At 58.5% G+C, this 25,357-nt stretch carries 21 protein-coding genes; 6 read left to right on the top strand and 15 right to left on the bottom strand.

Going from position 1 to position 25,357, the window contains the following annotated elements; genetic code table 11:
- The first annotated feature begins 7 nt into the window (after positions 1-7).
- Complete coding sequence (locus tag DELCS14_RS05040) at positions 8-1,837, top strand: glycosyltransferase (protein ID WP_013800739.1); 1,830 nt, start codon at positions 8-10, stop codon at positions 1,835-1,837.
- A 25-nt stretch (positions 1,838-1,862) separates the two neighbouring features.
- On the opposite strand, the gene DELCS14_RS30960 is transcribed toward DELCS14_RS05040, so the two are convergent.
- From DELCS14_RS30960 to DELCS14_RS05010, 8 genes are all read right to left on the bottom strand, one after another.
- The gene (locus tag DELCS14_RS30960) at positions 1,863-3,041 is read right to left on the bottom strand and encodes a glycosyltransferase family 1 protein (protein ID WP_013800738.1); all 1,179 of its coding nucleotides are present in this window, start codon (positions 3,039-3,041) and stop codon (positions 1,863-1,865) included.
- 62 nt (positions 3,042-3,103) lie between these two features.
- The gene (locus tag DELCS14_RS29690; RefSeq protein ID WP_013800737.1) at positions 3,104-4,363 is read right to left on the bottom strand and encodes a glycosyltransferase; all 1,260 of its coding nucleotides are present in this window, start codon (positions 4,361-4,363) and stop codon (positions 3,104-3,106) included.
- Entirely contained in the window at positions 4,363-5,484 is a 1,122-nt protein-coding gene (wecB, locus tag DELCS14_RS05030; RefSeq protein WP_228676852.1) for a UDP-N-acetylglucosamine 2-epimerase (non-hydrolyzing), read from the bottom strand. Before wecB ends, DELCS14_RS29690 begins: the two co-directional genes overlap by 1 nt.
- Complete coding sequence (locus DELCS14_RS30360; RefSeq protein ID WP_013800735.1) at positions 5,481-8,636, bottom strand: glycosyltransferase; 3,156 nt, start codon at positions 8,634-8,636, stop codon at positions 5,481-5,483. The genes wecB and DELCS14_RS30360 overlap by 4 nt, the downstream gene beginning before the upstream one ends.
- Complete coding sequence (locus tag DELCS14_RS29675; RefSeq protein ID WP_013800734.1) at positions 8,633-9,958, bottom strand: ABC transporter ATP-binding protein; 1,326 nt, start codon at positions 9,956-9,958, stop codon at positions 8,633-8,635. The genes DELCS14_RS30360 and DELCS14_RS29675 overlap by 4 nt, the downstream gene beginning before the upstream one ends.
- Positions 9,948-10,766, bottom strand: a complete 819-nt coding sequence (locus DELCS14_RS29670) for an ABC transporter permease (RefSeq protein ID WP_013800733.1) — start codon at positions 10,764-10,766, stop codon at positions 9,948-9,950. Before DELCS14_RS29670 ends, DELCS14_RS29675 begins: the two co-directional genes overlap by 11 nt.
- Positions 10,767-10,787: 21 nt before the next feature.
- Positions 10,788-12,221, bottom strand: a complete 1,434-nt coding sequence (locus DELCS14_RS05015; RefSeq protein ID WP_013800732.1) for a mannose-1-phosphate guanylyltransferase/mannose-6-phosphate isomerase — start codon at positions 12,219-12,221, stop codon at positions 10,788-10,790.
- Entirely contained in the window at positions 12,218-12,586 is a 369-nt protein-coding gene (locus tag DELCS14_RS05010) for a DUF2304 domain-containing protein (protein ID WP_043796584.1), read from the bottom strand. Before DELCS14_RS05010 ends, DELCS14_RS05015 begins: the two co-directional genes overlap by 4 nt.
- A gap of 316 nt (positions 12,587-12,902) precedes the next feature.
- On the opposite strand from DELCS14_RS05010, the gene DELCS14_RS05005 reads away from it, so the two are divergent.
- From DELCS14_RS05005 to DELCS14_RS04985, 5 genes are all read left to right on the top strand, one after another.
- Positions 12,903-13,727, top strand: coding sequence for a cysteine hydrolase (locus tag DELCS14_RS05005; protein ID WP_013800730.1), 825 nt, complete (start codon positions 12,903-12,905; stop codon positions 13,725-13,727).
- A 57-nt stretch (positions 13,728-13,784) separates the two neighbouring features.
- Positions 13,785-14,984 carry a nicotinate phosphoribosyltransferase gene (gene pncB, locus DELCS14_RS05000; protein ID WP_012207404.1) on the top strand — a complete coding sequence of 400 codons (1,200 nt, stop codon included), beginning with the start codon at positions 13,785-13,787 and terminating at the stop codon, positions 14,982-14,984.
- Between the two features lie 29 nt (positions 14,985-15,013).
- Positions 15,014-16,714 carry an NAD+ synthase gene (locus DELCS14_RS04995; RefSeq protein WP_013800729.1) on the top strand — a complete coding sequence of 567 codons (1,701 nt, stop codon included), beginning with the start codon at positions 15,014-15,016 and terminating at the stop codon, positions 16,712-16,714.
- 46 nt (positions 16,715-16,760) lie between these two features.
- On the top strand, positions 16,761-17,879 hold the full coding sequence (locus DELCS14_RS04990; protein ID WP_013800728.1) for a bifunctional nicotinamide-nucleotide adenylyltransferase/Nudix hydroxylase: 1,119 nt from the start codon (positions 16,761-16,763) through the stop codon (positions 17,877-17,879).
- A gap of 72 nt (positions 17,880-17,951) precedes the next feature.
- Entirely contained in the window at positions 17,952-18,443 is a 492-nt protein-coding gene (locus DELCS14_RS04985; protein WP_013800727.1) for a GNAT family N-acetyltransferase, read from the top strand.
- A 20-nt stretch (positions 18,444-18,463) separates the two neighbouring features.
- Here DELCS14_RS04985 and DELCS14_RS04980 read toward each other — a convergent pair whose 3' ends face one another.
- The 7 genes from DELCS14_RS04980 to DELCS14_RS04950 form a co-directional block, all read right to left on the bottom strand.
- The gene (locus DELCS14_RS04980) at positions 18,464-19,402 is read right to left on the bottom strand and encodes a CysB family HTH-type transcriptional regulator (protein ID WP_013800726.1); all 939 of its coding nucleotides are present in this window, start codon (positions 19,400-19,402) and stop codon (positions 18,464-18,466) included.
- Positions 19,403-19,489: 87 nt separating this feature from the next.
- Complete coding sequence (locus tag DELCS14_RS04975; RefSeq protein WP_012207409.1) at positions 19,490-19,978, bottom strand: VOC family protein; 489 nt, start codon at positions 19,976-19,978, stop codon at positions 19,490-19,492.
- A gap of 111 nt (positions 19,979-20,089) precedes the next feature.
- On the bottom strand, positions 20,090-20,755 hold the full coding sequence (locus tag DELCS14_RS04970; protein ID WP_013800725.1) for a methionine ABC transporter permease: 666 nt from the start codon (positions 20,753-20,755) through the stop codon (positions 20,090-20,092).
- Positions 20,733-21,875 (bottom strand): methionine ABC transporter ATP-binding protein, encoded by a 1,143-nt coding sequence (locus DELCS14_RS04965; protein WP_013800724.1) that lies wholly within the window; start codon positions 21,873-21,875, stop codon positions 20,733-20,735. The genes DELCS14_RS04970 and DELCS14_RS04965 overlap by 23 nt, the downstream gene beginning before the upstream one ends.
- A gap of 13 nt (positions 21,876-21,888) precedes the next feature.
- Entirely contained in the window at positions 21,889-22,701 is an 813-nt protein-coding gene (locus tag DELCS14_RS04960; protein WP_013800723.1) for a MetQ/NlpA family ABC transporter substrate-binding protein, read from the bottom strand.
- A 19-nt stretch (positions 22,702-22,720) separates the two neighbouring features.
- Positions 22,721-23,824, bottom strand: a complete 1,104-nt coding sequence (locus DELCS14_RS04955) for a 2-oxoglutarate and iron-dependent oxygenase domain-containing protein (protein WP_013800722.1) — start codon at positions 23,822-23,824, stop codon at positions 22,721-22,723.
- Positions 23,825-23,859: 35 nt separating this feature from the next.
- Complete coding sequence (locus DELCS14_RS04950; protein ID WP_013800721.1) at positions 23,860-25,251, bottom strand: O-acetylhomoserine aminocarboxypropyltransferase/cysteine synthase family protein; 1,392 nt, start codon at positions 25,249-25,251, stop codon at positions 23,860-23,862.
- Between the last annotated feature and the right edge of the window lie 106 nt (positions 25,252-25,357).

The following is a 25,357-nucleotide window of genomic DNA, read 5'->3' as shown; positions in this document are numbered from 1 at the left end:
TTCCGCCATGGCTTTGCGCATACTCCACGTCGGCAAATTCTTCCCGCCCTATCGGGGCGGCATGGAGGTCTTTCTTGCCGACTTGATCCAGGAGCAGCGGTCTCAGGGCATAGATGCCCATGCCCTGGTCCATGGTGATCCGGAGCCAGATGATCCCCTCTGGCTGGAACGCGTGCCGGTTCAATTCAATCTGGTCTACGCCCCCATGGCCATCGGATTCCGGCGCGCACTGGGCCGCGCCATCGAACGCATTCAGCCCGACGTACTGCACCTGCATCTGCCCAACAACTCGGCGCTATGGGCCCTCACCTTGCCGATAGCCAGGCGCGTTCCCTGGGTCATCCACTGGCACTCCGATGTGGTGGTTTCCAACATCAAGTGGTCCGTGGCCCTGGCCTACATGCTGTACAGGCCGTTCGAACAGGCCCTGCTGGAGCGCGCTCAGCAGGTGTTTGCCACGTCGCCGCCCTATCTTGAGGCCAGCAATGCCCTGCGCACCTGGCGCAGCAAATGCGAGATCGTCCCGCTGGGCCTGAACCTCGAAACCATTCCTGAACCAGCACCGCTGCAACACGGTCAAGGCTGGCGGCCCGACACCCGGTTGCGCCTGTTGTCCATAGGACGGTTGACGTACTACAAAGGCTTCGAGACCCTGATCCTAGCCGTCTCGGCCATGCCCGGCGTGGAACTGCTGATTGCGGGAGAAGGCGAACTACGTGCATCCCTGGAAGACCTGATACGCCAACGCACTCCCGAGGGCAGACAGGCCTGTGTGCGACTGGTGGGCTCGGTGTCAGACGAGGAAAAACATGCCTTGTTTGCAGAGTGCGACATCTTCTGCCTTGCCTCACGCGAACGCACGGAAGCTTTCGGCATCGTATTGCTGGAGGCCATGCTGCACGGCAAGCCCTGCCTGGTAGCCGACCTTCCCGGCTCGGGCATGCCCTGGGTGGTCGGCCATGCCCACGCCGGCCTGCATGTGCCCTTCGAGGACATCGATGCCTGGCGCAGCAGCATTGCTCGCCTGCAGCACGACACGGCCCTCAGGCAGCGACTGGGCCAATCAGGCCACAAGGCCTTGCATCGGTTTTTCAGCATTGGTCCCTGTGAGCGCAGTGTGGCGCGTCACTATCGCAGCCTGGCACCCGACAACCGCCCGGCCAGAGTGCGCCAGGACCTGCTGGTCGTCATTTCCACGCGCAACAACGAGGCCGAAATAACCCATCTCATCCGCAGGGTCCATGCCCTGGTCGATGCAACCGTGCTTGTCGTGGACAACCGCAGCACCGATGCCACCTGCCATGAAGCAGAGCAATGCGGCGCCCGGGTGCTGCGCCCTTTGCTGGCCATGACCAATTGGGGCAGTTTGCAGACAGGATTGCGCTATGCGCAGACCCATGGCTTCCAGACCGTCGTCACCATCGACGCCGAGGGCCGCTACGAGGTGGAGGAACTTCCCGCACTTCTGGCCGTGCGCCAGAAGGCAGACATGGTCGTTGCCTACTTTGCTGAACAAAACAGCCTTGCGCGCCGCATCGCGTGGCAATGGTTTCGCTGGTTGACGGGTTTGGGCCTGCGCGATTTTGTGTCCGGGTTCCGGTTGTACAACCGTCCAGCATTGGAGGTAGCAGCCTCTACGGAGGCCACGATGCTTGACTATCAAGACATCGGCGCGCTGCTGCTTATGCGCAGACAGGGACTACAGGTTGCAGAAATTGCACTGCCACTACATACTGCAAAAATCAATCGGTCGAAAATCTTCAGATCATGGGGCAATGCAGTGAGATATGTAGCTGTATCTTCATTACTGAGTATTGCACATGGCAGGGATACGTGAAATCCACTTCATCCCTCCCGCTGATTTATTGAACCAATTGAGCCACCTTGGCATAAATTTCTATTGTTCGCTCAGAGCATTGAGCCCAAGACATTTGACCAGATCGCGCCAACCCTAAGGTTCGCGCCTGCCTTTGCCAGTGTTCATCAGTCAGGCAGCCCTGAAGGCCAAATAATATTTCTTCCAGATTCAAGGGATTCACCAGTCTAGCGGCACCTCCGGCAATCTCTGGCATGCAGGAAACGTTGGATGTGAGCACTGGGGTGCCACTCGCCATTGCCTCCACAATAGGTAATCCAAAACCTTCATAAAGTGATGGATAGACCATCAATCGCGCCCCAGCATACAATGCCGGAAGCCAACTTTGGTCAACATAGGATATGTATTGCAACCAACCCTGGGCCCGTGCTTTTGCAAGGCACAAGTGAATCGCATTAGAGTTCCAGCCACTGCCCCCCGCAATCACCAAAGGCCAATTGTGCCGCACCTCTTTGGGTAGCATTCCATACGCCTCAACAAGGCGTTGGATATTTTTCCGTGGCTCTATGGTACCGACAAATAGGCTATACCTCCCAGACCTAAGCCCCAACGCATTCATTACAGAGTCTAGCATCTCTGATGTATGAGGTCGAAAATCACTACCCGCCGCTAAATGTATTGCGGTCACTTGTTCTGGTGACATCAGTCCATGCGCCAGCACTTCCTGGCGAACAGTCTCGGATACCGTAATTACATGATCTGTCCTCGCCAAGCTTTCACCCAAAGCCATATTCATATATTCAACACGAGCCTGGGGATGAAAATTCGGATAAAGGATATGAGATAGATCGTGTATCGTGCTTACAGTCCTACCACTGAAATTCGGAACAATATAATTAGGCGAATGATATACACACCCTTCATTTCCACGCAGCCGCCATCCAAAAAGGGCAGGAGTGATCCTTTTGTATAAACAAACAGCCAATCTACTTCCCGCAATCCTATCCCGCAGCGCCGCTTTGGTCTTAATCAAGGACAATTTCAAAGGGGCGAAGGTTTCCAAAGCAGCCATGGGATCATCAACCCACCGCCCGGAAGAAAAATACCGTAATCTATCAATACCCTCATGACAACTCAGCCGCTTCGCCAGCTCATAGGTATATCGCCCTATACCAGTCAGTGGTGGGCGAAGCGCATCAGCAGCAAAAATTACATCAAGTCTCATAAGAGCATTATCTGACGCCAGAATATATTAAAAAATCTATTACCCCGTCGGAGCAATCAGTGTCAATGCAATACTTCTTTCAATAGTTCCTCACAAGTGCGAGCTCGATGACTCCAAGAATGAGCCTTAATAACATTTTCTTTTCGCCCATCAGTCAGTTGCTCTGGATTATCTGTCCATTGCCTATACATATCTCTTAGCACAGCCTCAATTTGTCTGCTGCAATTTTTCACAACAATCCCTGAACCTGTCTCTTCCAAAAGTTCGACACCAGGGTCAAAATCTTCAGCAGTCTTTATGTGTAGTATGGCCTTCTCAGCACCCAGATATTCATATATTTTTCCTGGAATCTGGTAGCTTTGGACATTCCCAATATTCACTAGTACATCTGCCTGTCTTTGCAACTCAAGACACTCAAAATGACTTTTTTTCCCGGCAAACTCAACACCGGAAATCCCTTGAAACATGGGCTCAAATTCAGAATTATCCCCAGCAATTACAAAAAATATTGCCAGATCCTGTAATCCAACAAGCGCCTTTGCCAACTCTAACGGATTCCTGAAATCTCTGTAGAAATTTCCTGTAAACACCAGAAGAAAGCGTTGTTCATCCTCTTTAGTTTTCCGACCTACTCGCCTATACGAAAAACCTTGAGGCAATACTGATATTTTTCTCTCGACACTGGCACCATGACGACTTATCAACAAGTCCAACACACTGCCAGCCGTGACCCAGATGGAAGAGGCTGAGTGAATAACCTTTCGCTCCACTTTCAGATCAATTCCTCGCCTCCATTTTGGCGAGTATGGGGTTAGCAATGGATCACCCATGTCAATAACCCAAGGAATCCCCAATTTACGGGCATAATTTCCAACAAAAATATCAACACCCGGCTCATGTGAGCTTATTACGGCATCGAATTTCTCATCCCTCAACAACTTCTTTATCTTTTGAAGTGCGAAAGGATACCATTCAGACCTCACATCCGGATAAAAAATAGCATTCAAAATCGATCGGACTATTCGATAAGCCTGAAATAGCCGAGATGGCTTTGACGCATTTCGGCCATTCCCGTCTTTACTATTTCTCCAGACATTTCCTGCCAATCTCTGGCTAAATCCGATAAAAGGCCCTGGCCAGACTCGATGGATAGTAATACGCGCATCCATATCCATGGGAAACGCGTTTTCTGCCGAAATATCTGGACATACGACATGGATGTCTACACCAATATCGACTAGCTCATTAGACAAATAAAACCAACGCAATGCCTGGGCAGCCAATATTGGAGGAAACTCATAAGCAATAAGCAATACTTTCACTAAGCTTGCTCTCTCAGAACGGCAACTATTCTTTGAGCGGCCTTTCCATCTCCGTATGGAGAAACACCTCGTGCCATTTTCTTGTATTCCGTTTCGTCATCTAGCAAGCACTGCACTCTTTGAACAATATGCTCACTATCAGATCCCACCAATTCCACAACTCCTTCAGCAACGGCTTCAGGGCGCTCTGTTTCCTCACGCAACACAAGCACAGGCTTTCCAAGTGCAGGAGCCTCTTCCTGAACTCCTCCGGAATCAGTCAAGATTAGGATCGCTCTCTTCATTGCTGCAATAAAAGGCGCGTAATCCAATGGCTCGCAAAGAAGGAAGTTGGGTTCTTGACTCAAAAACTCGTAAGCAATATCTTTTACGTTTGGATTTGGATGAACAGGAAAAAGGAATTGAACCTCAGGATTTCTTCGAGCCAATATCTTCAAGGCACGACAAATACTCCTAAATGGTTCACCAAAATTTTCTCTGCGATGCGAAGTAACAAGCACAACACGTTTCTCAGGATCTACAGGTAAACCCATCTCCAATTTCTTTTCAGAGGTCTCCAACAGTGCATCGATGACCGTATTGCCTGTTACGATAATATCGTTATCCGCGATCCCGTCCCTAAGAAGATTCTTTCTTGATTCTTCTGTTGGAGCGAAATGCCAGCGGGCAAGTTTTCCAGCAATTATACGATTTGCTTCTTCTGGGAAAGGGTTCCGTATATCCCATGTACGCAGACCGGCCTCAACATGCCCAATTGAAATTCCATGATAAAAACAAGCCAAGGCAACAGTCATTACCGTAGTCGTATCCCCTTGAACCAATACGACGTCGGGCTTCTCTTCTTTTAGCACCACATCCAACTCCAAGAGCAAACGCCCCGTGAGTTCTGTCAGCGCTTGATTTGGCCGCATAATATTCAAATCGATATCAGGCTTCACCCCGAAAAAGTCCAATACCTGATCTAGCATCTGACGGTGCTGTGCCGTAGCTAATACGCGGACCCGTGCCCACGGCTCTTTTTTAAGAGCAATGATAACTGGGGCCATCTTAATAGCTTCCGGACGAGTTCCTACGACACAAAGAATATTCTTTTTCGACGCATTAATATTAGACAATTTCACTCGGTGTAATCAATAAAAAAATCGCTTCGATGCTTCCACTTCTCTCTGAAATAGTCAGCATTTCTTTTAAAGAGATTTGCATAAGAATCAGAGCCAGCACTGGCGTTGGTAGTTTGATGGGGTTGATGGCGAATGCCGGTCAGGTCGCGATAACAAATATCCAGACCCAGTTGCTTTATTTGGAGTGAAATGTCTGTATCTTCAAAGCAAGTTGGGTCGTAAGCGGTATCAAACCCTTGGGTAGATCTAATCACTGCCGTTCGCGTAAAAAATCCTCCAGTACCCAAATATGCAATATCTGATCGATAGCCTTCACGAATAGCCTTCTCATTCATGGCACGATTTTGGCAGTAGTCCGTGATCATTCCACCAAAATCCGTTCGATTAGCATCGAACCAACCTGCAGCCCATCCAACAGCACCGATATTGGCGTCACGATTCAGAATAGAGAGCGCCTCTTCAAAGCAGCTTGACGACGTAAACCACTGATCAGAATCAAAGAAGGAAATATATTTTCCGGTCGCAGCCGCGACTCCTAAATTACGTCCGGATGCACAACCATTTACGGGGTTCGGAATGACTCGTATCGAGGGGAATTTTTCTCGAACAAATTCAGCTCCATTGTCAGTACTGCAGTTGTCTACAACAATCAATTCTTTGATATATGCAGAGCAATGGTATAGCAAAGAAGTTAGTGTCCGCTCGATAATTTTTCGATTGTTATGTATAAGAACGACAACACTAACTGAATGTCGAAAATTTGTAAATTCCGGCTTTGCAGTGATGGCATCGAGCCGAGAAAACCATGAATTCTCCCAAACAAACCGATCCCCATGTTCTTTGAACACACGATCATCCAGATGCATGACCTTAGCGCAAGCCAGGGCAAAATCTTCTGGATTTTTCTCAATCATCAATCCAGGGTATCCATTTATTTCCGGCAAATCAGTGGAAATGACAGGCTTACCAGAAAACAAATACTCAAAGACTTTAATGGGAGATACAGCATCAGAGATTTTCCCCGGAGTAAATGGAAGCAAGCAGAAATCCGAGTACGCCAAATATGCAGGCAAATCCTCAATGCGCTTAGAGCCCAAAAGGTAAATATTTTCTGGAAGATTCTCTCTTTGTGGACGATCACCGATCAGCACAAAGTTGATACTGGGATTTTTGCGCGCAGCTTCTTCAAGGAAATCCCAAGCAAACCACTCACCATAAAGCGATCCAAAATATAGTCCTACACCTCCATTTCTCGGAAGATCATCAGGGCATGCATGATTTTTATACCGATCGAAAAGATACTCATTCGCAGCGTTTGGCAGATACAAGGCATCGTCACGACCTAAATTATTGAGGCGATAAACCAAGAGCTTTGCAGTACCAACCACAATTTGAGATTTATTTACAAACTCGCAGTAAACATCCCTATTAAACCAATCACCGCCAAGACTTGTCTCCCAATCATCTATTAATTCAAATACAGTGCGCATACCGCAGATGTTGAATATATCAAGATATTCCAAAGCAGCATAATGAGGCAACTCCACCAAAAGAGTTGCATTACTGGAAATATTTTTAAGCAGTGCATCTGGAGAAATGTCTTCTATATGCACATGATTCAATCCATAAAGAGAAATATCGGATTCAACATAGGCATTGAATTCGAAATTAAACTTCTTATGGATATATATATAGGTGACTCGGCGCCCAGTTTTCAAAGCACAGCGAGCCAGTTGTGCTGAACGCTGCCCGCCACCGATATCATCAAAAGGCACCCCAGCAATGATAACCAAATCATCCTCTAAAAGGGCTTGATCTGCTATATAACACCCCTTATGGTTCTGCTTTGGATATCTTGAAAGAACTGACGTGGATGCCGTTGCCAACGATATCCGCTGCTGTAGATCAATAGGGTGTGCTGTTGGATTGATCTTGTGCAAGATATTGCGCCTGATATCCGGAGGTAACTTGAGAAAAAATGGCGTCCCTAGTTTGCTAATATGTGAATAAGTCGCTCGTAATGGCCGGGTGATACGCCAAGAAGCAGATGTCCTGAAATTTCGGAGTTCCTTTTGCAGTTTTTCAATTTCGGCATCACATGAAACAAGACACTTTTGCAATTCATCATTGGCTTGGCGCATCGCTTGATGCGTCTCCTCTGCAGCTAAGGCTGTGGAATTTATCTCTATTTCATGATTCGCAACTATTTTTTGATATTTCTCAGATTGATCTAAGTGTTCAACGATGGATTTTTCAAGTATTTCGATAGTAGCTTGTGCACTTTTACTGGTATGGGTCGCATTCATCAACCGCCTCTCGAGTTCAGCTTGTGCTTCTTGACTGATGTGGATGACATCAGCCAATCGCCTTTCAGCTTCGGTCTGTGCGCGTTGGCTACTTTCTTCAAGATTTTTTAAACGCTGCTTCAGTTCAGCAATTTCTTCGTAGTGGCGGTATATTTCATCGTTTGGATTATTTACATTATTCTTATCTATAAAAACATCATGTAGCGTCAGCTTCTGCTCGGCAATCCATTGGTCTTGCCCGTAAATTAATAGTATTTGCTCCCCTGCCCAAAATTGATGAGGTCCAGAAACCTTACTCCATACCAGCGAGAAATCGTTGGGCAGTTTATTTGGGATATTTTTCGCGAGAAAAGTGAACTCATGCTCATCAATCCTATGGACCTCCTGGTAAGGAAGTAACAGCACCACAGCTTTTCTGGCTCGCTCAGTTAGACGCCGCAATACGTCATAGGGACTGGAGAAATGCTCCAGCGTATTCGATGAAAAAACGATATCGTAAGTCTCAAAAGAGTCTTGGCTTGAGCCGAGCCAGTTCTGGCACTTGAAATTGATGGCAGGATATCTCTTGCACGCCTGTTCTATCGCTGTAGCAGAAAAATCCACTCCACAGATATTTTCGACTGGCATATGGCTCGCCCATACGTCGGCACCATCTCCTTGTGCGCACCCCCAATCTACCAATGTCAAAGCATCTCGCTGCAGGGTTAGAAAAATCCATTCCGGCAATTGTTTTACAGCAAGCCAAGAGAATTCTCTTGATTGGGCAGGGCCACTCATTTTCTCCCAATCAGTGGAAAAACGCATATCCCAATAATGTTGAGAATTGATTTTCTCATCTGTAGTCATGGTGCTAGCTGGATGGACGATTGTGTGACAGATGGCTGAAATACCCCAAATAGGCGCCGATCTGATTCCGAGGCAAAGTACTGTACTCCCTCTATATATTCATAGTAGTGAATATCTCTGTTTTCCCTATTTTCCACAGCCACAACCAAGAGATATTTTCCCGCTGTAAGGTGATTGGTAAAATCAAAAGATACCCTAAAGTGCTCTCCTGTTGAGAAATCAAGCTTGGTGAAATCATGCGTGGTAGACACAATCAAATCTGTTCCTTTTAGATCTTTGATCGAAAATGCCAAGCTGATATTCTCTTTAGGCAAATGAGAAGGTAGTGCTACTTCTATAATAACCTTGAGTGACTCGCCCCAAATATAAACATTCTTTCTGACTTGACTGGCATCTAGAAGCTCTGCGTATTTCACAATACCGACCTCAGAACCCCAATGGTTGATGGGCTTTAGACAATCATCTTTATTGAAACAAGGAAAGGCTATTTGATTTGATAATTTAGGTATGCCTGCAGCAACACCTTCATCCTGCATTTTTTCTTGCTCTTGAGTCACATCATCGCGAAACATATAGGCCATATACTGGCCAGTAACTGGAAAAACATCTCCATCATCAATCAGCTTACCCTGATTGATCCAAATAGCTCGCTGGCACAAGGTTCGGACAGAGCCAACATCGTGGCTCACGAACAAGATGGAAGTGCCTTGCGCTTGTATATCCTTGATACGACGAATGCATTTAGCAATGAAGCGAGCATCTCCAACAGCCAACGCCTCGTCGACAATCAAGATCTCAGGATCCACATGAATAGCAACTGCAAAGGCCAAGCGTGCGTACATGCCGCTGGAATAGGTTTTAACTGGTTGCTCAAGGAAATCCCCTAATTCCGAAAATTCCAGAACATCTTGCATTCGCGACTCCATGGCTTCACGAGGAATCCCTAGAATTGCCGCATTCAAATATGCATTCTCGCGCCCAGTAAACTCCGGATTGAATCCAGCACCAAGTTCCAACAGCGCAGCAATGCGGCCATTCACTTTAATGCGACCACTGGTTGGTTTTAATGTGCCGCAAATAATTTGCAACAAGGTAGATTTTCCACTGCCATTCTGGCCAATAATACCAACCGTTTCACCCTTGCCAATTTTAAAAGAAACATTTTTCAGCGCCCAAAACTCACGATAATGTTTTTTGGCAGGACATTGATTAATAACCTCCATTCCCAATGCGGCATATTGCCTCAACCGATCAATCGGCTTTTTATAAATCTCGTAGCACTTGCTGACATTTTCAATTTCGATTATTGATTTAAAGGACATCAGAGAATCCCCCCTTGGTTTTTTGAAACCAAGCAAATCCCATCCAGAACACAAATGCGGACACGAAAGTTTGCTGAAACCATGCCACCCATTTAATGGATTTACCCCACAGCATCACGTCACGAGCAGTTTCTATTGAGAATGTCAGCGGATTTATTTCTAGCAATTTCCGGTACTCAACAGGAATTGAAGCAGTCGAATAAAAAACAGGAGACAGGAACATTAATACTGTAACCATGACGACAACGAACTGCGGCGTGTCTCGGATGTAGACCCCTAGTGATGCAAGCGCCCACGAGACCCCCAAAGTGAGCAACATCAATGGCAAAAGAGTAATTGGCAACAGCACAATACTTGCATGCGGAACTCCAAAGAACAACATATAAAATATCAGCCACACCAAAGTGCTCACCAAAAATTGGAAAAAAGCTGAGGCCAAAGCGATATATGGCAATATTTCAATTGGGAAAATTATCTTCTTTACGTAATTAATATTACCTACAATAAGCACCGGTGCACGATTGATCACTTCCGAGAATAAGCCAAATATTATCAACCCAGCAAACAACACCAATGCAAACTCTGCTTTTGATCCACTACCACCTGGCCATTGGGATTGAAATACCATGCCAAATACAAACGTGTAGACAGCCAGCATCAATAGTGGATTTAGAAAAGACCAAAGCAAGCCTGCAATCGACCCTTTGTAACGACTGACCACTTCCCTCTTAGCCAGATCTACGATAAGCACTCGATAATTCAATAATATTTTTAGGGGAGCGAGCATATCGATACTGTCTTTACGCATACATGATTGAATCTTGCAAGGCTAATATTCGCTTTGAATACGAACAATATCGTCCTCATCCAAATAGGCGCCCGATTGCACTTCGATGATCTCAAGCGGTAACTTCCCTGGATTTGCTAAAAGGTGAACCTTACCAAGAGGGATGAAGGTGGACTCGTTTTCTCCCAACAAGAAAGTCTTATCTCCATTGGTCACTTCGGCAGTGCCCTTCACTACGATCCAATGCTCAGCCCGGTGATAGTGCATCTGCAGACTGAGCCTGGCTCCTGGGTTGACAACAATGCGCTTGACTTGAAAACGCTCACCGCGGTCTATGTTGCCGTACCAACCCCAAGGACGATGCACCTTGCGACGCGAGGCGCCGAGTTCACGCCTTTGGGCCTTCAATTCTGTGGCGATCTTTTTCACATCCTGACTCCTGCGCTTGTCAGCCACTAGGATGGCATCTGGAGTTTCTACAACGATAAGGTTGTCCACTCCAACGGTAGTCACGAGGCAGTTCTCCGAGAAGAGAAGGCTGTCATTAGTATCAATGGCCAGCGTGTGGCCTACATGGGCATTGCCAAATGCATCACGCGGCAACACGTCCCAAAGAGAGTCCCAGGCCCCCAGGTCGGACCAGCCCGCATCCATCGGAACCACCGAAGCAAGAATTCCCAGAGCTTTGTTGCCTGGTAGATGTTCCATTACTGCGTAGTCGATCGATTTGGAAGGGCAACTGGCGAAGAGCTCGCCATGGGGACGGATGAAGTCCATATCTTGGCTGCTCTGGATTAACGAGGCTTGGCAAGCATGCAGCATCTGCGGCTGCAGCTCTGCGACAGCCTTGAGCCATTGGTCTGCCCGCACCATGAAAAGGCCGCTGTTCCAAAGATAGTCGCCGCTTCGCAGATAATTTTCGGCCAATTCACGGCTGGGCTTTTCAGTAAAGCTGCGTATCGCGAACGCGCCGCAATCGACGGCTTCTGCTTTCTGTATATAGCCATACCCAGTCTCTGGACGGCTGGGTGTAATGCCAAACGTGACCATGGCGCCATCCTTGGCAAGGTGCCAAGCCACAGCCACGGCCTTGTGAAAGTCCGATAGCCTGGTAATGACGTGATCTACAGGCATGGCCAGCATGACGGTTTCAGGCTCTGCGACCAGTGCCGCCAGGGTCAAGGCCGGGGCAGTGTTTCGACCAACGGGCTCCAACACCAGCTTGGAGCCTTCTATTCCGGCCTCCTGCAGCTGTTGCGCCGCCAAAAAGCGGTGCTCGTTATTGCATATCACGACGGGAGCAGCCTTCGGGATATGTTCGGCCATGCCATCCAAGCGCCTGGCAGTTTTCTGCAACATGGAGATTCCGTCCCCGTGGAGCGCCAGATATTGCTTTGGGTGGCTCTCACGGGACAGTGGCCACAGGCGGGTTCCAGATCCGCCACAAAAGATGACGGGAAGCAAGGGTGTGCTCATGACGGGGTCTTGTTGGAAAGAGGCTGGTGCAAATCCTCAGCATCAGCCTCCACCATCGCCAACCGCTGATTCAACCGCCGCACATCGCGCTCAATGCGGGTGTTGACCATGTCGGCATGCAGGGCCTTGATGAGCAGGACGATGCTGACCAGCAGCAGCAGCATGGCTGGTGGATAGCTGATGCCCAGCACCGCTGCCAGGCGGTTGATCATCCCGGGCCAGACGCCCAGCACGACGGCAGCCACGGCAACGATCACCCAGAGCAGCCCGTGCATGAGGTAGAGATGGTCGCGCCGGATCAGGTACAGAATCAGCGCAGCCAAACCCATACCCATAAAAGTTGTTGTTACCTGAAGGGATGCCATATTGATAATCAAGAGCCACCGAATGAGTCTGTTCGGTTGAAGCAGGGCACGCCTGAAAGCAGCGCAGTGGCGGTCTGAGACAAGCCAAACCATTCGCGAAATACGTGAAACCTCCTATTGCAGCCATCTGCATCATGTTCGGAACAAACGGGCCCTGCTTGCCCCGCCTTGCCCCATGACAGGGAATCGCGGCATTCCTTCGCCAAAAGACCAGACATCCAGGATCAAAGCCTTGAATGCAGACGGGGTTCCGGCAGCACTACACTGAAGCACTCACCTGATACACGTCCGCGCTGTTGCTTTCGTGCACTCACCCATGCCATCTGCCACCACCCAGCTCCTGGTCATAGACCCCCAGAACGACTTCTGCGATCTGCCTGAGGACTGGCGCCCCGGCGGGCAACGTCCCAGCCTTCCCGTGGCGGGCGCCCATGCCGACATGCATCGGCTTGCAGGTTGGATACGGCGCGAGGGGGCGAGAATTGACGCCATCACGGTGACGCTGGACTCGCACCAGCGCTATGACATCGCCCATCCGGCTTTCTGGCAACAGGGTGACGGCGGCGATGTGGCGCCGTTCACCGCGATCACGGCGGCGCAGGTGCGGGCGGGGGTGTTTCGGCCGCGCAACGCCGAGGCGCTGCAGCGCAGCCTGGACTATCTGGATGCACTCGAAGCCAACAGCCGCTACACGCTGATGGTCTGGCCCGTGCACTGCGAGGTGGGCAGCTGGGGCCACGGTATCCACGCCGATGTGCTGGAGGCCTGCGGCGACTGGCAGCAGCAGCGCCAGCGCGCCGTGTACAACGTTTTCAAGGGGCTCAATCCCTGGACCGAGCATTACAGCGCCCTGCAGGCCGAGGTGCCGGACCCTGCCGATCCGGCGACCCTGCTGAACACCGGCTTGCTGGAGCGGCTGGGCCAGGCAGACATACTGGTGGTCGCGGGCGAGGCGAGCAGTCACTGCGTGCGCTCCACGGTCGAGCATCTGGTCGAGCACCTTCCCCATCCTGAGCGCATCGTGCTGATGCATGACGCCATGAGCCCGGTGCCGGGCTTCGAGTCTGCGCACCATGATTTTCTGGCAGCCATGCAGGCCCGCGGATTGCGGCTGTCCTCCAGCCAAGAACTCCACCTGTAGGGGCCGGACCGCCTTACCGCGCGCAGCCCCCCTTTCCTGTTTCCCCAGCATCGCACCATGGCTCCCATCATCACCAGCCTGCTCGACACCGATCTCTACAAATTCACGATGTGGCAGGCCATGCTGCACCGCAATCCCCAGACCGAGGCCGAGTACGAATTCGTCTGCCGCACGAAGACGGCCTTCCCGCTGGCCGAGCTGCTGCCCGAGGTGGAGCGCGAGCTGGACGCCCTGTGCGCGCTGCGCTTCACGCCCGAAGACCTGGCCTACCTGGGCGGGCTGCGCTTCATGAAGAGCGACTTCATCGACTTTCTGCGCATCTTCCAGTTCCAGCGCGCCTTCATCCGTGCCTGGGCCGATGGCGACACCCTGCACATCGAGGCCAAGGGCCCCCAGGTCCATGTGATGGGCTTCGAGATCTATGTGCTGGCCATCGTCAACGAGCTGTATTTCCGGCGCTTCGACGCGGAGGCAGCGCTGGCCGAAGGCCGCAGGCGCCTGGCCGGCAAGATCGAGCGTCTGCGCCACCTGGCCTGCGAGGCCAGGCTGCGCAACCCGTTCGAGCTGTTCGACTTCGGCGTGCGCCGGCGCTTCTCGGGCGCCTGGCAGCGCGAGGTGGTCCAGGCCTTTGCCACGCAGACGGCGCAGTGGTTCAAGGGCACGTCCAACGTGCTGCTGGCGCGCGACTTCGGCATCGTGCCCATAGGCACCATGGCCCATGAGTACCTGCAGAGCTACCAGGCCCAGGGCGTGCGCCTGCGCGACTTCCAGATCGCCGCGCTGGAGGACTGGGTGCAGGAGTACCGGGGCGACCTGGGCGTGGCCCTGACCGACACCGTGGGCATGGATGCCTTCCTGGCCGATTTCGACATGTATTTCGCCAAGCTCTTCGACGGGCTGCGGCACGACTCGGGCGACCCGTATGCCTGGGGCGAGAAGGCCATCGCCCACTACCAGAAGCTGCGCATAGACCCCCAGGCCAAGCGCCTGGTGTTCTCCGACGGCCTGGACCTGGACACGGCCCTGGCCCTGTACCAGCGCTTTGCCGACCGCATACAGCTGGGCTTCGGCATCGGCACGCGGCTGACCAACGACATGGGGCTGGAGACCATCAACATCGTGATGAAGCTCACCCACGCCAACGGCCAGCCCGTGGCCAAGATCTCGGACTCGCCGGGCAAGACGCTGTGCAACGACGAAACCTATCTGGCCTATCTGCGCCAGGTCTTCGGCCTGGCCCAGCCTGTCGCCGTCTGACACCGCCTGACACCGCCAAGGCTCCATTCATGCTGCGCATCACCATTGCCCAACTCAACCCCACCGTCGGCGACATCGCCGGCAACGTGGCCCGCATGGCCGAGGCCGCTGCCCGCGCCGCGCACGCGCAGGCCGACCTGCTGGTCTTTCCCGAGCTGTCGCTGTGCGGCTACTACCCTGGCGACCTGCTGGACGAGCCCGCATTTCGCGAGCGCCTGGAGCAAGGCTTGCAGCAGCTGCTGCACGCCACGCGCCAGTGGCCGCAATTGCACTGGGTCATCGGCGCGCCCACGCGCGCCAGCGGGCCCGGCAAGCCGCTGCACAACAGCCTGCTGGTGCTCAAGGACGGTGCGGTGCGCCTGCGCTACGACAAGCAGCTGCTGCCCACCTACAACATCTTCGACGAACGCCGCCACTTCGAGCCCGGCCCCGACGCGGCCAAGGTGCTGCGCATAGGCCAGGCCCAGGTGGGCTTTCTGGTGTGCGAGGACGGCTGGAACGACGCCGGTGCCGACTACGCCACCAACCCCTTCGCGCGCATGGCCGACGCCGCGCCCGACCTGGTGGTCAGCATCAACGCCAGCCCCAGCCACCTGGGCAAGCGTGAGCAGCGCCACGAGATCTTCGGCCAGGCGGCCACGCGCCACGGCCTGCCCATCCTCTACGTGAACCAGATCGGCGGCCAGGACCAGATCGTGTTCGACGGCGCCTCCTTCGCGGTGGAGCCCGGGCGCGGCGTGGTCTTCGAAGCCGAGCGCTTTGTCGAAGACCTGCGCACGCTGCAGTTCGACGATGGGCGCTTCCTCGACGCAGCCGGCCAGCCCTGCATGAGCGTGACGGCCGAAGGCCTGCCCACCATGGAGTTCTACCGCCGCCAGATCGTGCTGGGCCTGCGCGACTATGCGCGCCGTTGCGGCTTCACGCGCGCCGTCGTCGGCAGCTCGGGCGGCATAGACAGCGCGCTGACCCTGGCCCTGGCCGCCGAGGCCCTGGGCGCGGACAACGTGGTGGCCGTCACCATGCCCTCGCGCTTTTCTTCGAGCGGCTCGGTCGATGACTCGGTGATCCTGTGCCGCAACCTGGGCATCACGCTGCACGAACACCCGATACGCGAGCTGGTCGACGGCTATGCGCGCCAGTTCGAGGCCAGCTTCGGCCAGCCGCTGCAGGGCCTGCCGCTGGAGAACCTGCAGGCACGCATCCGCGGCACCACGCTGATGGAATACTCCAACGCCTTCGGCCACCTGCTGCTGACCACGGGCAACAAGTCCGAGATCTCGGTGGGCTACTGCACGCTGTATGGCGACACCAACGGCGGCCTGGGCCTGCTGGGCGATCTGTACAAGACCGAGGTTTTCGAGCTGTCGCGCCACATCAACCGCAGTGCCGGCCGCGAGCTGATTCCCCAGGCCATCATCGACAAGCCGCCCTCGGCCGAGCTGGCGCCCGACCAGAAGGACGAGGACAGCCTGCCGCCCTATGCGGTGCTGGACGAAATCCTCAAATACGCCATCGAGGGCAGGCACCTGTCCACCGCCGAATACGGCACGGCCGAGCGTTTTGTGACCCAGCTGCTGGGCCAGCCCGGCGGGGCCGAGCTGGTTGACCGCGTCAAGCGCATGATCTTCCGCAGCGAGTACAAGCGCCGCCAGGCCCCGCCCATATTGCGCGTGCGCCCGCGCGCCTTCGGTACCGGGCGCCAGATGCCCATTGCCGCCCACTACGAATGAAGCCAGAGTGAAGCCACCGAGCCTGTTTATGCAAGAGACTGCCGCCATGGACGCCCCCACCGAAACCCCGGCCACCAGCGAGCGCGTGCACACGGCCGTGCTGATCGGGCGCTTCCAGCCGCTGCACAACGGCCACATGGCACTGCTGCGCGCGGCGCTGGAGCGTGCCGAGCAGATCGTCGTCGTGCTGGGCAGCGCCTGGCAGGCGCCCAATCCCAAGAACCCCTTCAGCTGGCAGGAACGCGCGCAGATGCTGCGCGAGGCGCTGCCGCCGGCCGACGCGGCCCGCCTGCACTGCGTGCCCGTGCGCGACTACTACAACGAGCCGCTGTGGGTACAGGCCGTGCAGCAGGCCGTGCAGTCCTGCGTGCCCGAAGGCGCCAGCGTGGCCCTGGTCGGCCATTTCAAGGATGCGACCAGCGGCTACCTGGCGCGCTTTCCGCGCTGGCAGCTGATCAGCCTGCCGCGCCTGGGCCAGTTCGACGCCACGCCGCTGCGCGACATCTACTTCGGCGAATCAGGCGTGGACTTCGAGGCCCTGGCCGCCCAGGTGCCGCCCGCCACCCTGCAGTTCCTGCGCCAATGGGCCACCACGCCCGTCCATGCGCAGATGTGCGAGGAATGGCGCATGCTGGCCCGGTACCGCAAGGCCTGGGCTGCGGCGCCCTACCCGCCCGTCTTCGTGACCGTGGACGCACTGCTGCGCTGCCGTGTGCCGCACGAAGACGCGCAACAGGACCACATCCTGCTGATACGCCGCGGCCATGCCCCGGGCCTGGGCCTGTGGGCGCTGCCGGGCGGCTTCCTGGAGCCGCGCGACACGCTGTGGCAGTCCTGCCTGCGCGAGCTGCGCGAGGAGACCTGCTCCACGCTCAGCGAGGCCGACCTGCAGGCGGCCCTGCAGTCCGTGCAGGTCTTCGACCACCCCGACCGCAGCCTGCGCGGGCGCACCATCACCCATGTGCATTACCTGGACTTGGGCGTGCTGCCCTCGCTGCCGCCCGTGCAGGGCGGCGACGATGCGGCACTGGCGCGCTGGGTGGCCGTCTGCGACCTGCCCGCCATGGAAAGCGCGTTCTTCGAGGACCACTTCCAGATCCTGCGCCAGTTCCTGCCCCTTCCGGTGCAACAGCCCCTGGCGGACACGGGCGTGAAAATCGGCTAAAACCGGAGATTGCGGCGCCATCTTGCGCCGCAATACCGTTTTTCCGGGCTCCCCGTGTCCCCCCGCGTTTGAATGACTACCACCCTACAGATCCGACCCGCCACCCCCGATGACGCCGAGCTCATCGTCCGCTTCGTGCGCGAACTCGCCGTCTATGAAAAAGCCGAGCATGAAGTCCTGGCCACACCAGAGCATGTGAAGCGCACCCTGTTTGCCGACAACCCCGCCGTCTTCGGCCTGGTCTGCCTGCATGGCGACCAGCCCGTGGGCTTTGCGGTCTACTTCTTCAATTACTCGACCTGGCAGGGCCGCCACGGCCTGTACCTCGAAGACCTCTACGTCACGCCCGAGGCGCGCGGCCTGGGCGCGGGCACGGCGCTGCTGCGCCGCCTGGCGCAGATCGCCGTCGAGAAGGACTGCGGCCGCTTCGAGTGGAGCGTGCTCGACTGGAACCTGCCCTCCATCGAGTTCTACGACCGCCTGGGCGCCCTGCCCCAGACCGAGTGGATCCGCTACCGCGTGACGGGCGACACCCTGCTGGAGATGGCGCGCGAGCCGGGCTGAGGCCGGCCTCCTTCGTCTGCCTACTCGGGCTCCACGCCCTGACGCACGGCCTGCTCGACCACCTCGCGCGTCAGCGTGGGCACGAAGGTCTCGATGAAGGCATAGGCATAGCCGCGCAGCCAGGCGCCCTTGCGCAGGCCCAGCCGCGTGGTGTTGACCTCGAACAGGTGGCCGGCGTCCAGCGTGCGCAGCCCCTGGTCGCGCTCGGCATCCAGCGCCACCGAGGCGACGATGCCCACGCCCATGTCCAGCTCCACATAGGTCTTGATCACGTCGGCGTCCATGGCCGTGAGCACCACGTCGGGCTCCAGGCCCTCGCGCGCAAAGGCCTCGTCGATGTGGGCGCGGCCCGTATAGCCCTGCTCGTAGGTGATGATGGGAAAGCGCGACAGCGCCTCCAGCGTCAGCGCCTGCTGCGACTGCAGCAGCGGGTGGCCGGGCGGCACGACCACGCCATGCGTCCAGCGGTAGCAGGGCAGCGCGACCAGGCCTTCATAGCCGGCCAGCGCCTCGGTGGCCACGCCGATGTCGGCCTCGCCGCTGCGCAGCATCTGCGCCACCTGTTCGGGCGAGCCCTGGTGCAGGTGCAGGCGCACCTGCGGATAGCGCTGGCGGAAGTCGCGCACCACATGGGGCAGCGCATAGCGGGCCTGGGAGTGGGTGGCGGCAATCGACAGCCGGCCCTGCTCGCTGGCGCTGAAGTCGGCGCCCACGCGGCGCAGGTTGTCGGCCTCCAGCATCAGGCGCTCGACGATGGGCAGCAGCGCTTCGCCGGGCGGCGTCAGCCCGGTCAGCCGCTTGCCTGCGCGGATGAAGATCTCCACGCCCAGTTCTTCCTCCAGTTCGCGGATCTGCCGGCTCACGCCGGGCTGGGAGGTGTGCAGCGTGTGGGCCACCTCGGTCAGGCTGTAGCCGCGGCGCACGGTTTCGCGCACATAGCGCAGTTGCTGGAAGTTCATGGGCAAGGCTCCGCCCGGGGCCGGTGCGGCCCGGGCCTGTGGAAGGCAAAAGCAGGAAGGAAAGAGAGAGGGGAACGGCGAGAGGCTTCAGGCCGAACAGGCCACGGCCGGCTCATCCGGGGCATCGGCCGCTGCCTCGCGGGGCAGCTCCAGCAGCTCGATCAGATTGCCTGCGGGGTCGCGCGCATAGCAGCGCCGGCCCTCGCTCACGGGCGCCACCTCCAGCGCCAGGCCGCCGTGCACCAGCAACTGCTGGCGCAGCGCATCCACGTCGCTGACCGTCAGCGCCAGGTGTACCAGGTTGCCCGCCGCGCGCTCGGTGCCGCCGGACTGCCCCTTGTAGGGCACCAGATCGATGCGCTGCCCGCCGGCCAGAAAGCTCAGGCCCGGACGCCCGGCAACGGTCAGGGCAGACAGGCCCAGCACTTCGCCATAAAAGCGCTCCATGGCCGCCTGGGCGCGCGCCGGGAAGGACAGCTGGACATGGTGGACGCCACAGACGATGGCCACGCCCGGCTTCATGGCAGTGCGGCCGGCAAGAGGGGAAGGCCAGGCGGGGCGTGTGGTGTGGGTCATCGAAGCGTCTCGGAAAAGAATCAGCAGCCCGAATGCTGCTGCAGGCCATTGTCGAGACAAGTCGAAAAAACCAAAAATAATAAAAATTCAGTCTGTTATTTCTAAATCATCTCAAGAGATCGAACGCCGGTGGTCGGCACGGCGCGCCAGCCACTCGCCGCCGAACTGCAGCACCGACACCAGGGCCACCAGGATGACGATGACCTCGAACATCACGCGCGTCTCATAGCGCTCGTAGCCGTAGCGGATGGCCAGGTCGCCCAGGCCGCCCGCCCCCACGGCGCCCGCCATGGCCGAGGCATTGACCATGGCGATCACACTCACGGTCATGCCGCCGATCAGGCCCGGCAGCGCCTCGGGCAGCAGCACCTGGCGCACGATCTGCGGGCGGCGCAGGCCCATGGCGCGCGCCGCCTCCACCAGGCCGCCGTCCACTTCGCCCAGGCTCACCTGGGCGATGCGCGCAAAGAACGGAATCAGGTTGGCCGACAGCGGCACCACCGCCGCCCAGGTGCCCAGCGTGGTGCCCACGATGGCGCGCGTCACCGGCAGCAGGGCCACCAGCAGGATGATGAAGGGAATGGCCCGGCCGATGTTCACCGCCGCCGACAGGCCCCGGTACAGCCGCGGCCTGGCATAGAGCCCGCCCGGCGCCGTGGTGTGCAGCACGATGGCCAGCGCCAGCCCGGCAACGATGGCGATCAGCGAGGACGCGCCCGCCATCAGCAAGGTTTCCAGAAAGGCCTGCAGGTATTTATCGAGCGGGGGCAGGGACATGGCCAAGCAGTTGCAGTGAATCGGCGCCCAGCGCCTGTTGAAGGGAAGACAGCGCGGCCGGCGAGAGCGGGGAGAGCGACGACCGCAGATCCTGCACCGGCACGCCCACCAGCAGGCGACCCTGCGAATGCCCGCGCATGCAGTCCAGCCCGCCCTGCAGCAAGCGGGCACGCGGGCCCAGCACCTGGAGCTGCGCCAGCGGCAGGCCCTGCTGGCTGCCGCCGTCGGCCCATCCGATGGCCAGCACGGCGACGGCCTCCGGGCCATCGGCCTCTGCCACCAGTTCCAGGTCGGCCGCCAAGGCCTGCCGCAGCGGCCGCAGCAGCGCACGCGCAGCCTCCGAGCGCGGTGCCGCAAACAGTTGCCAGACCTCGCCGATCTCCTGCAGCCGGCCCTGGTCCAGCACCAGCACGCGGTCGCAGACCTCGCGGATCACGGCCATGTCGTGCGTGATGAGCACGATGGTCAGCCGCAGCTTGCGGTTGATCTCGCGCAGCAGCTCCAGGATGGACTGCGTGGTCTCGGGGTCCAGGGCCGAGGTGGCCTCGTCGCACAGCAGGATTTCGGGCTCGTGCACCAGTGCGCGCGCAATGCCCACGCGCTGCTTTTGCCCGCCCGAGAGCTGGGCCGGATAGGCGCCGCTCTTGTCCGCCAGCCCCACCAGGGCCAGCAGCTCGTCCACCCGCGCGCGCACGAGCGCGGGCCGCCAGCCCGCGGCCTGCAGCGGCAGGGCCACGTTCTCGTACACCGTGCGCGAGGACAGGAGGTTGAAGTGCTGGAAGATCATGCCGATGCGCCGGCGCAGCGCCACCAGCGCGTCCTCGTCCAGCGTAGCGACATCGGTGCCGTCCACCAGCACGCGGCCGCTGCTGGGCCGCTCCAGCGCATTGATGGTGCGCAGCAGCGTGGATTTGCCGGCACCGCTGCGGCCGATGATGCCGAACACCTCGGCACGCGCCACCTCGAAGCTCAGCGCCTGCAGCGCGTGCACGGGCTCGCCCGCGCTCCTTCCCGTGCCCGTGCCCGGGTAGTGCTTGCGCACGCCCTCGAAGACGATGTGCGGCCGCTGCAGCGCATCGATTGCATGGGGCTCGCCGGCCGCCGCCTGTTCCACCTTCATTGCCTTACACGCCTCAGAAGGCCGGCAGCACCGAGCCCTGGTACCTGCTCACGATGAACTGGCGCACGGGCTCGGACTGGTAGGCGCGCAGCAGGGCCGCGACCCAGGGTGCAGCGCGGTCGCGCTCGTGCACGGCAATGATGTTCACGTAGGGATTGCGCTCGCGCCTTTCGACGGCAATGCCATCGCGCGTGGCGATGAGCCCGGCCTGGTAGGCAAAGCTGTTGACGATGGCCGAGGCATCGAGATCGTCCAGCGAGCGCGCCAGCACCACCGAGGCGGCCTCCACCAGCTGCACCTTCTTCTGGTAGCTGACGATGTCGGCCAGGCCCGCCGTGCCCTTGAAGGGGTCGAAGCCCTCGCGCAGCTTCAGGATGCCCTGGTCCTGCAGCACCACCAGCGCGCGCGTCTGGTTGCTGGGATCGTTGGGAATGCCCAGGCGCGCGCCAGCGGGCAGGTCGGCCAGGCGTTTGTGCTTTTTCGAATAGAAGGCGATGGGCGAGATGTAGGTGTCGCCCGCCGCCACCAGCCTGTAGCCGCGCTGCTGGTTCTGGTCGCGCAGGAACGGCACGTGCTGGAAGGAGTTGGCCTCGATGTCGCCGTTGTTCAGCGCCTCGTTGGGGCTGGCCGCGCCGCTGATGACCACGGGCTTGACCTGCAGCCCCTGCTCGCGTGCCACGCGGGTCACCACCTCCCAGATTTCCTCGTCCACGCCGCCGCGCACGCCCACGCGCAGCGGGCCGGCCTGCGCGGCCCGGATGGCGCCTGACATCGCCGCCACCGAGGCCCCCGCCGCCAGTCCCCGCAGAAATACTCGCTTGTCCATCGCACAGTCCTTTCAAGAATCAATAGGCACCAGGGTGCAACTCACGGCCGGCGGCGCGGGCCTGGGCCTGCAGGCGGGCGAAATGCTCGGGATAGAAGCGCTGGGCCACATCCAGGTGGGAGCGCACGCGGCCCTTGAGCGCGTTCTCGCCCACATGGCTGAACAGCGGGTTGTCCGGGTCGCTCTGCGGCCCCGTGGCCAGCACGGCCAGCTCGGGCGGCAGGGTCAGCAGCGGGACCTGGCCCAGGTCCAGGCGCGGCGCCAGGAAGTAGGCGATGGAGTAGCGCTGCACGCCCGCGCGCGGCACCAGCACGCGATGCACGTTGGCGCGCAGATAGCCGTTGGTGGCCAGCTCCAGCATCTCGCCGATGTTGATGACGAAGGCCCCGTCGCGCGGCGGCACATCGACCCAGCCGGCTGGCGTCTCCACCTGCAGCCCGCCCACCTCGTCCTGCAGCAGCAGGGTCAGCAGACCACCGTCCTTGTGCGCGCCCACGCCCTGGCCTGCTGCGCCCAGCTCGCTGCCCGGGTAGTGGATGATCTTGATGCGATGCGCAGGCAGGCCGCTGACCAGGGCGTCCAGCGCGCCCTCGGGCAGCTGCAGCGCGGCCACGAAGTGCCGCAGCAGCTCCAGCGCCACGCCATGCGCTGCCGCCTGCCAGGCCAGCACCTCCTCGCGGAACCCAGGCAGGGCCTGCGGCCACTGGTTGGGGCCTTGCAGCCCCTTCCAGTCCGGCACGCCGGGGCCTGCGGGAATCTCGGGTGACTCCTCGCCCAGGTCGATCTGCTCGCGCTGGTCGGGCCGCTGGCGCGTGATCTCCATGCCCACGGCCGTATAGCCCCGGAAGTGCCGCGTGTTGGCAATGGCCAGCGCCTGCTTGTCCGCCAGCGGCTGCGCAAAGAATTCGCGCGCGCGCCGCTGTATGCCCTGCCATGCGTCCCGGCCTATGCCGTGCCCTTCCAGGTAGAAGAAGCCGGTGTCGCGTGCCGTGCGCGCCAGCTGGCGCAGCGCCTGGGCCTGCGTGGCCGGGTCGCGCAGGGCCTGCAGATCGATGACGGGCAGGGCCGGGGTTGCCGCTGTGGCGGCGGGCGCGTCGAGAGTGGATGCTATCAAGGTGCTCATGCTGTGCTGCCAGGAAAGTGGGAAGGAAGGGGCGCTCAGGCCGCCAGGCGCTGATCGCGGTCTTGTTCGCGTTCGGCAGCCGACACCGCATGGCCCTGCGCCTGCTCCAGCGCCTGCGCCAGGTCGGCCAGCAGGTCCTGCGGGTGCTCTATGCCGATGGACAGGCGCACCAGCCCGGGCGCAATGCCCACGCGCGCCAGTTCGTCGTCGCTGAGCAGGCTGTGCGTGGTCTCGGCAGGAATGGCGGCCAGCGACTTGCTGTCGCCGATGTTGACCAGGCGCAGGAAAAGGCGCAGCGCGTCATAGAAGGCGCGCGCCGCCGGGCGGCCGCCGCGCAGCTCGAAGCCCAGCAGCGCCGGCACATGCCCGCCGCGCAGCTGGCGCAGGGCCAGCGCGTGGTCGGCGTGGCCGCTCTGGCTGGCGTGGTGTATGCGCTCCACCAGCGGATGAGCCTGCAGGAAATCGATCACGGCCAGCGTGTTGCGGCTGGCGCGCTCCTGGCGCAGGCCCAGTGTCTCCAGGCCCTGCAGCAGCAGGAAGGCGCTGTGCGGCGCCAGCGCCGCGCCGCAGTTGCGCAGCAGCACGGCACGGGCCCGCGCGATGAAGGCCCGGTCAGGAAATTTCTCGGTGAAGACAAAGCCCTGGTAGGCCGGCTCGGGCGCACTGAACTGCGGGTAGCGCCCCGCGTGCGCCACCCAGTCGAAGCGGCCGCTGTCCACGATCAGCCCGCCCAGCACATTGCCGTGTCCGCCGATGGCCTTGGTGGCCGAATGCACGACGATGTCGGCGCCCCAGTCGAAGGGCCGCAGCAGCAGCGGCGAAGCCACGGTGTTGTCCACCACCAGCGCCACGCCCGCCGCATGGCTGATGTCGGCCAGCTGGCGCAGGTCGGCAATGCCGCCCGATGGATTGCCCACGGACTCCACGAACACGGCCTTGGTGCGCGGCCCTATCGCCCGGTGCAACGCCTGGAAATCATCCTTGGCCACGGCCGTGCTCTGCACGCCGCGCGAGGCCAGCACATGGGCGATAAAGTTGTGCGTGCCGCCATACAGCTGCGAGGCCACGACCACATGGTCGCCCGCACTGGCCAGCGTGGCCAGAGCCACGTCGATGGCGGCCATGCCCGAGGCCAGGGCCAGCGCGGCCACGCCACCTTCGAGAGCCGCAATGCGCTGCTCCAGCACCGCCAGCGTGGGGTTGGCCGTGCGCGAGTACACATCGCCCTCCTCCACCAGGCCGAACAGGTTGGCGCCGTGCTGGGCGCTGTCGAACACGAAGGAGGTGCTCTGGTAGATGGGCACGGCAGCGCTGCGCTGCTGCTCTCGCCCCCGGTAGCCGGCGTGCAGGGCCTGGGTGTCCTGCTGCCACAGCGCATCGCTGGCTGCGTCGTGCGGGGCGGACTCGGTGCCGGTCGCTGAGGTCATGCATGGACTCCGTATGAGTGGTCGATGCAGCCCATTATTCGAAGCCCGCGCCCTGCGCACTACGAAGAAAAACGCGTTCGCTTATTCGGTTTGCGCATGTCGCCGG

The sequence above is a fragment of the Delftia sp. Cs1-4 genome, assembly GCF_000214395.1.
Taxonomy (GTDB): Bacteria; Pseudomonadota; Gammaproteobacteria; order Burkholderiales; family Burkholderiaceae_C; genus Comamonas; species Comamonas acidovorans.
The sequence above is the reverse complement of the archived record's forward strand: the minus strand, read 5'-3'. Positions and strand labels throughout refer to the sequence as shown.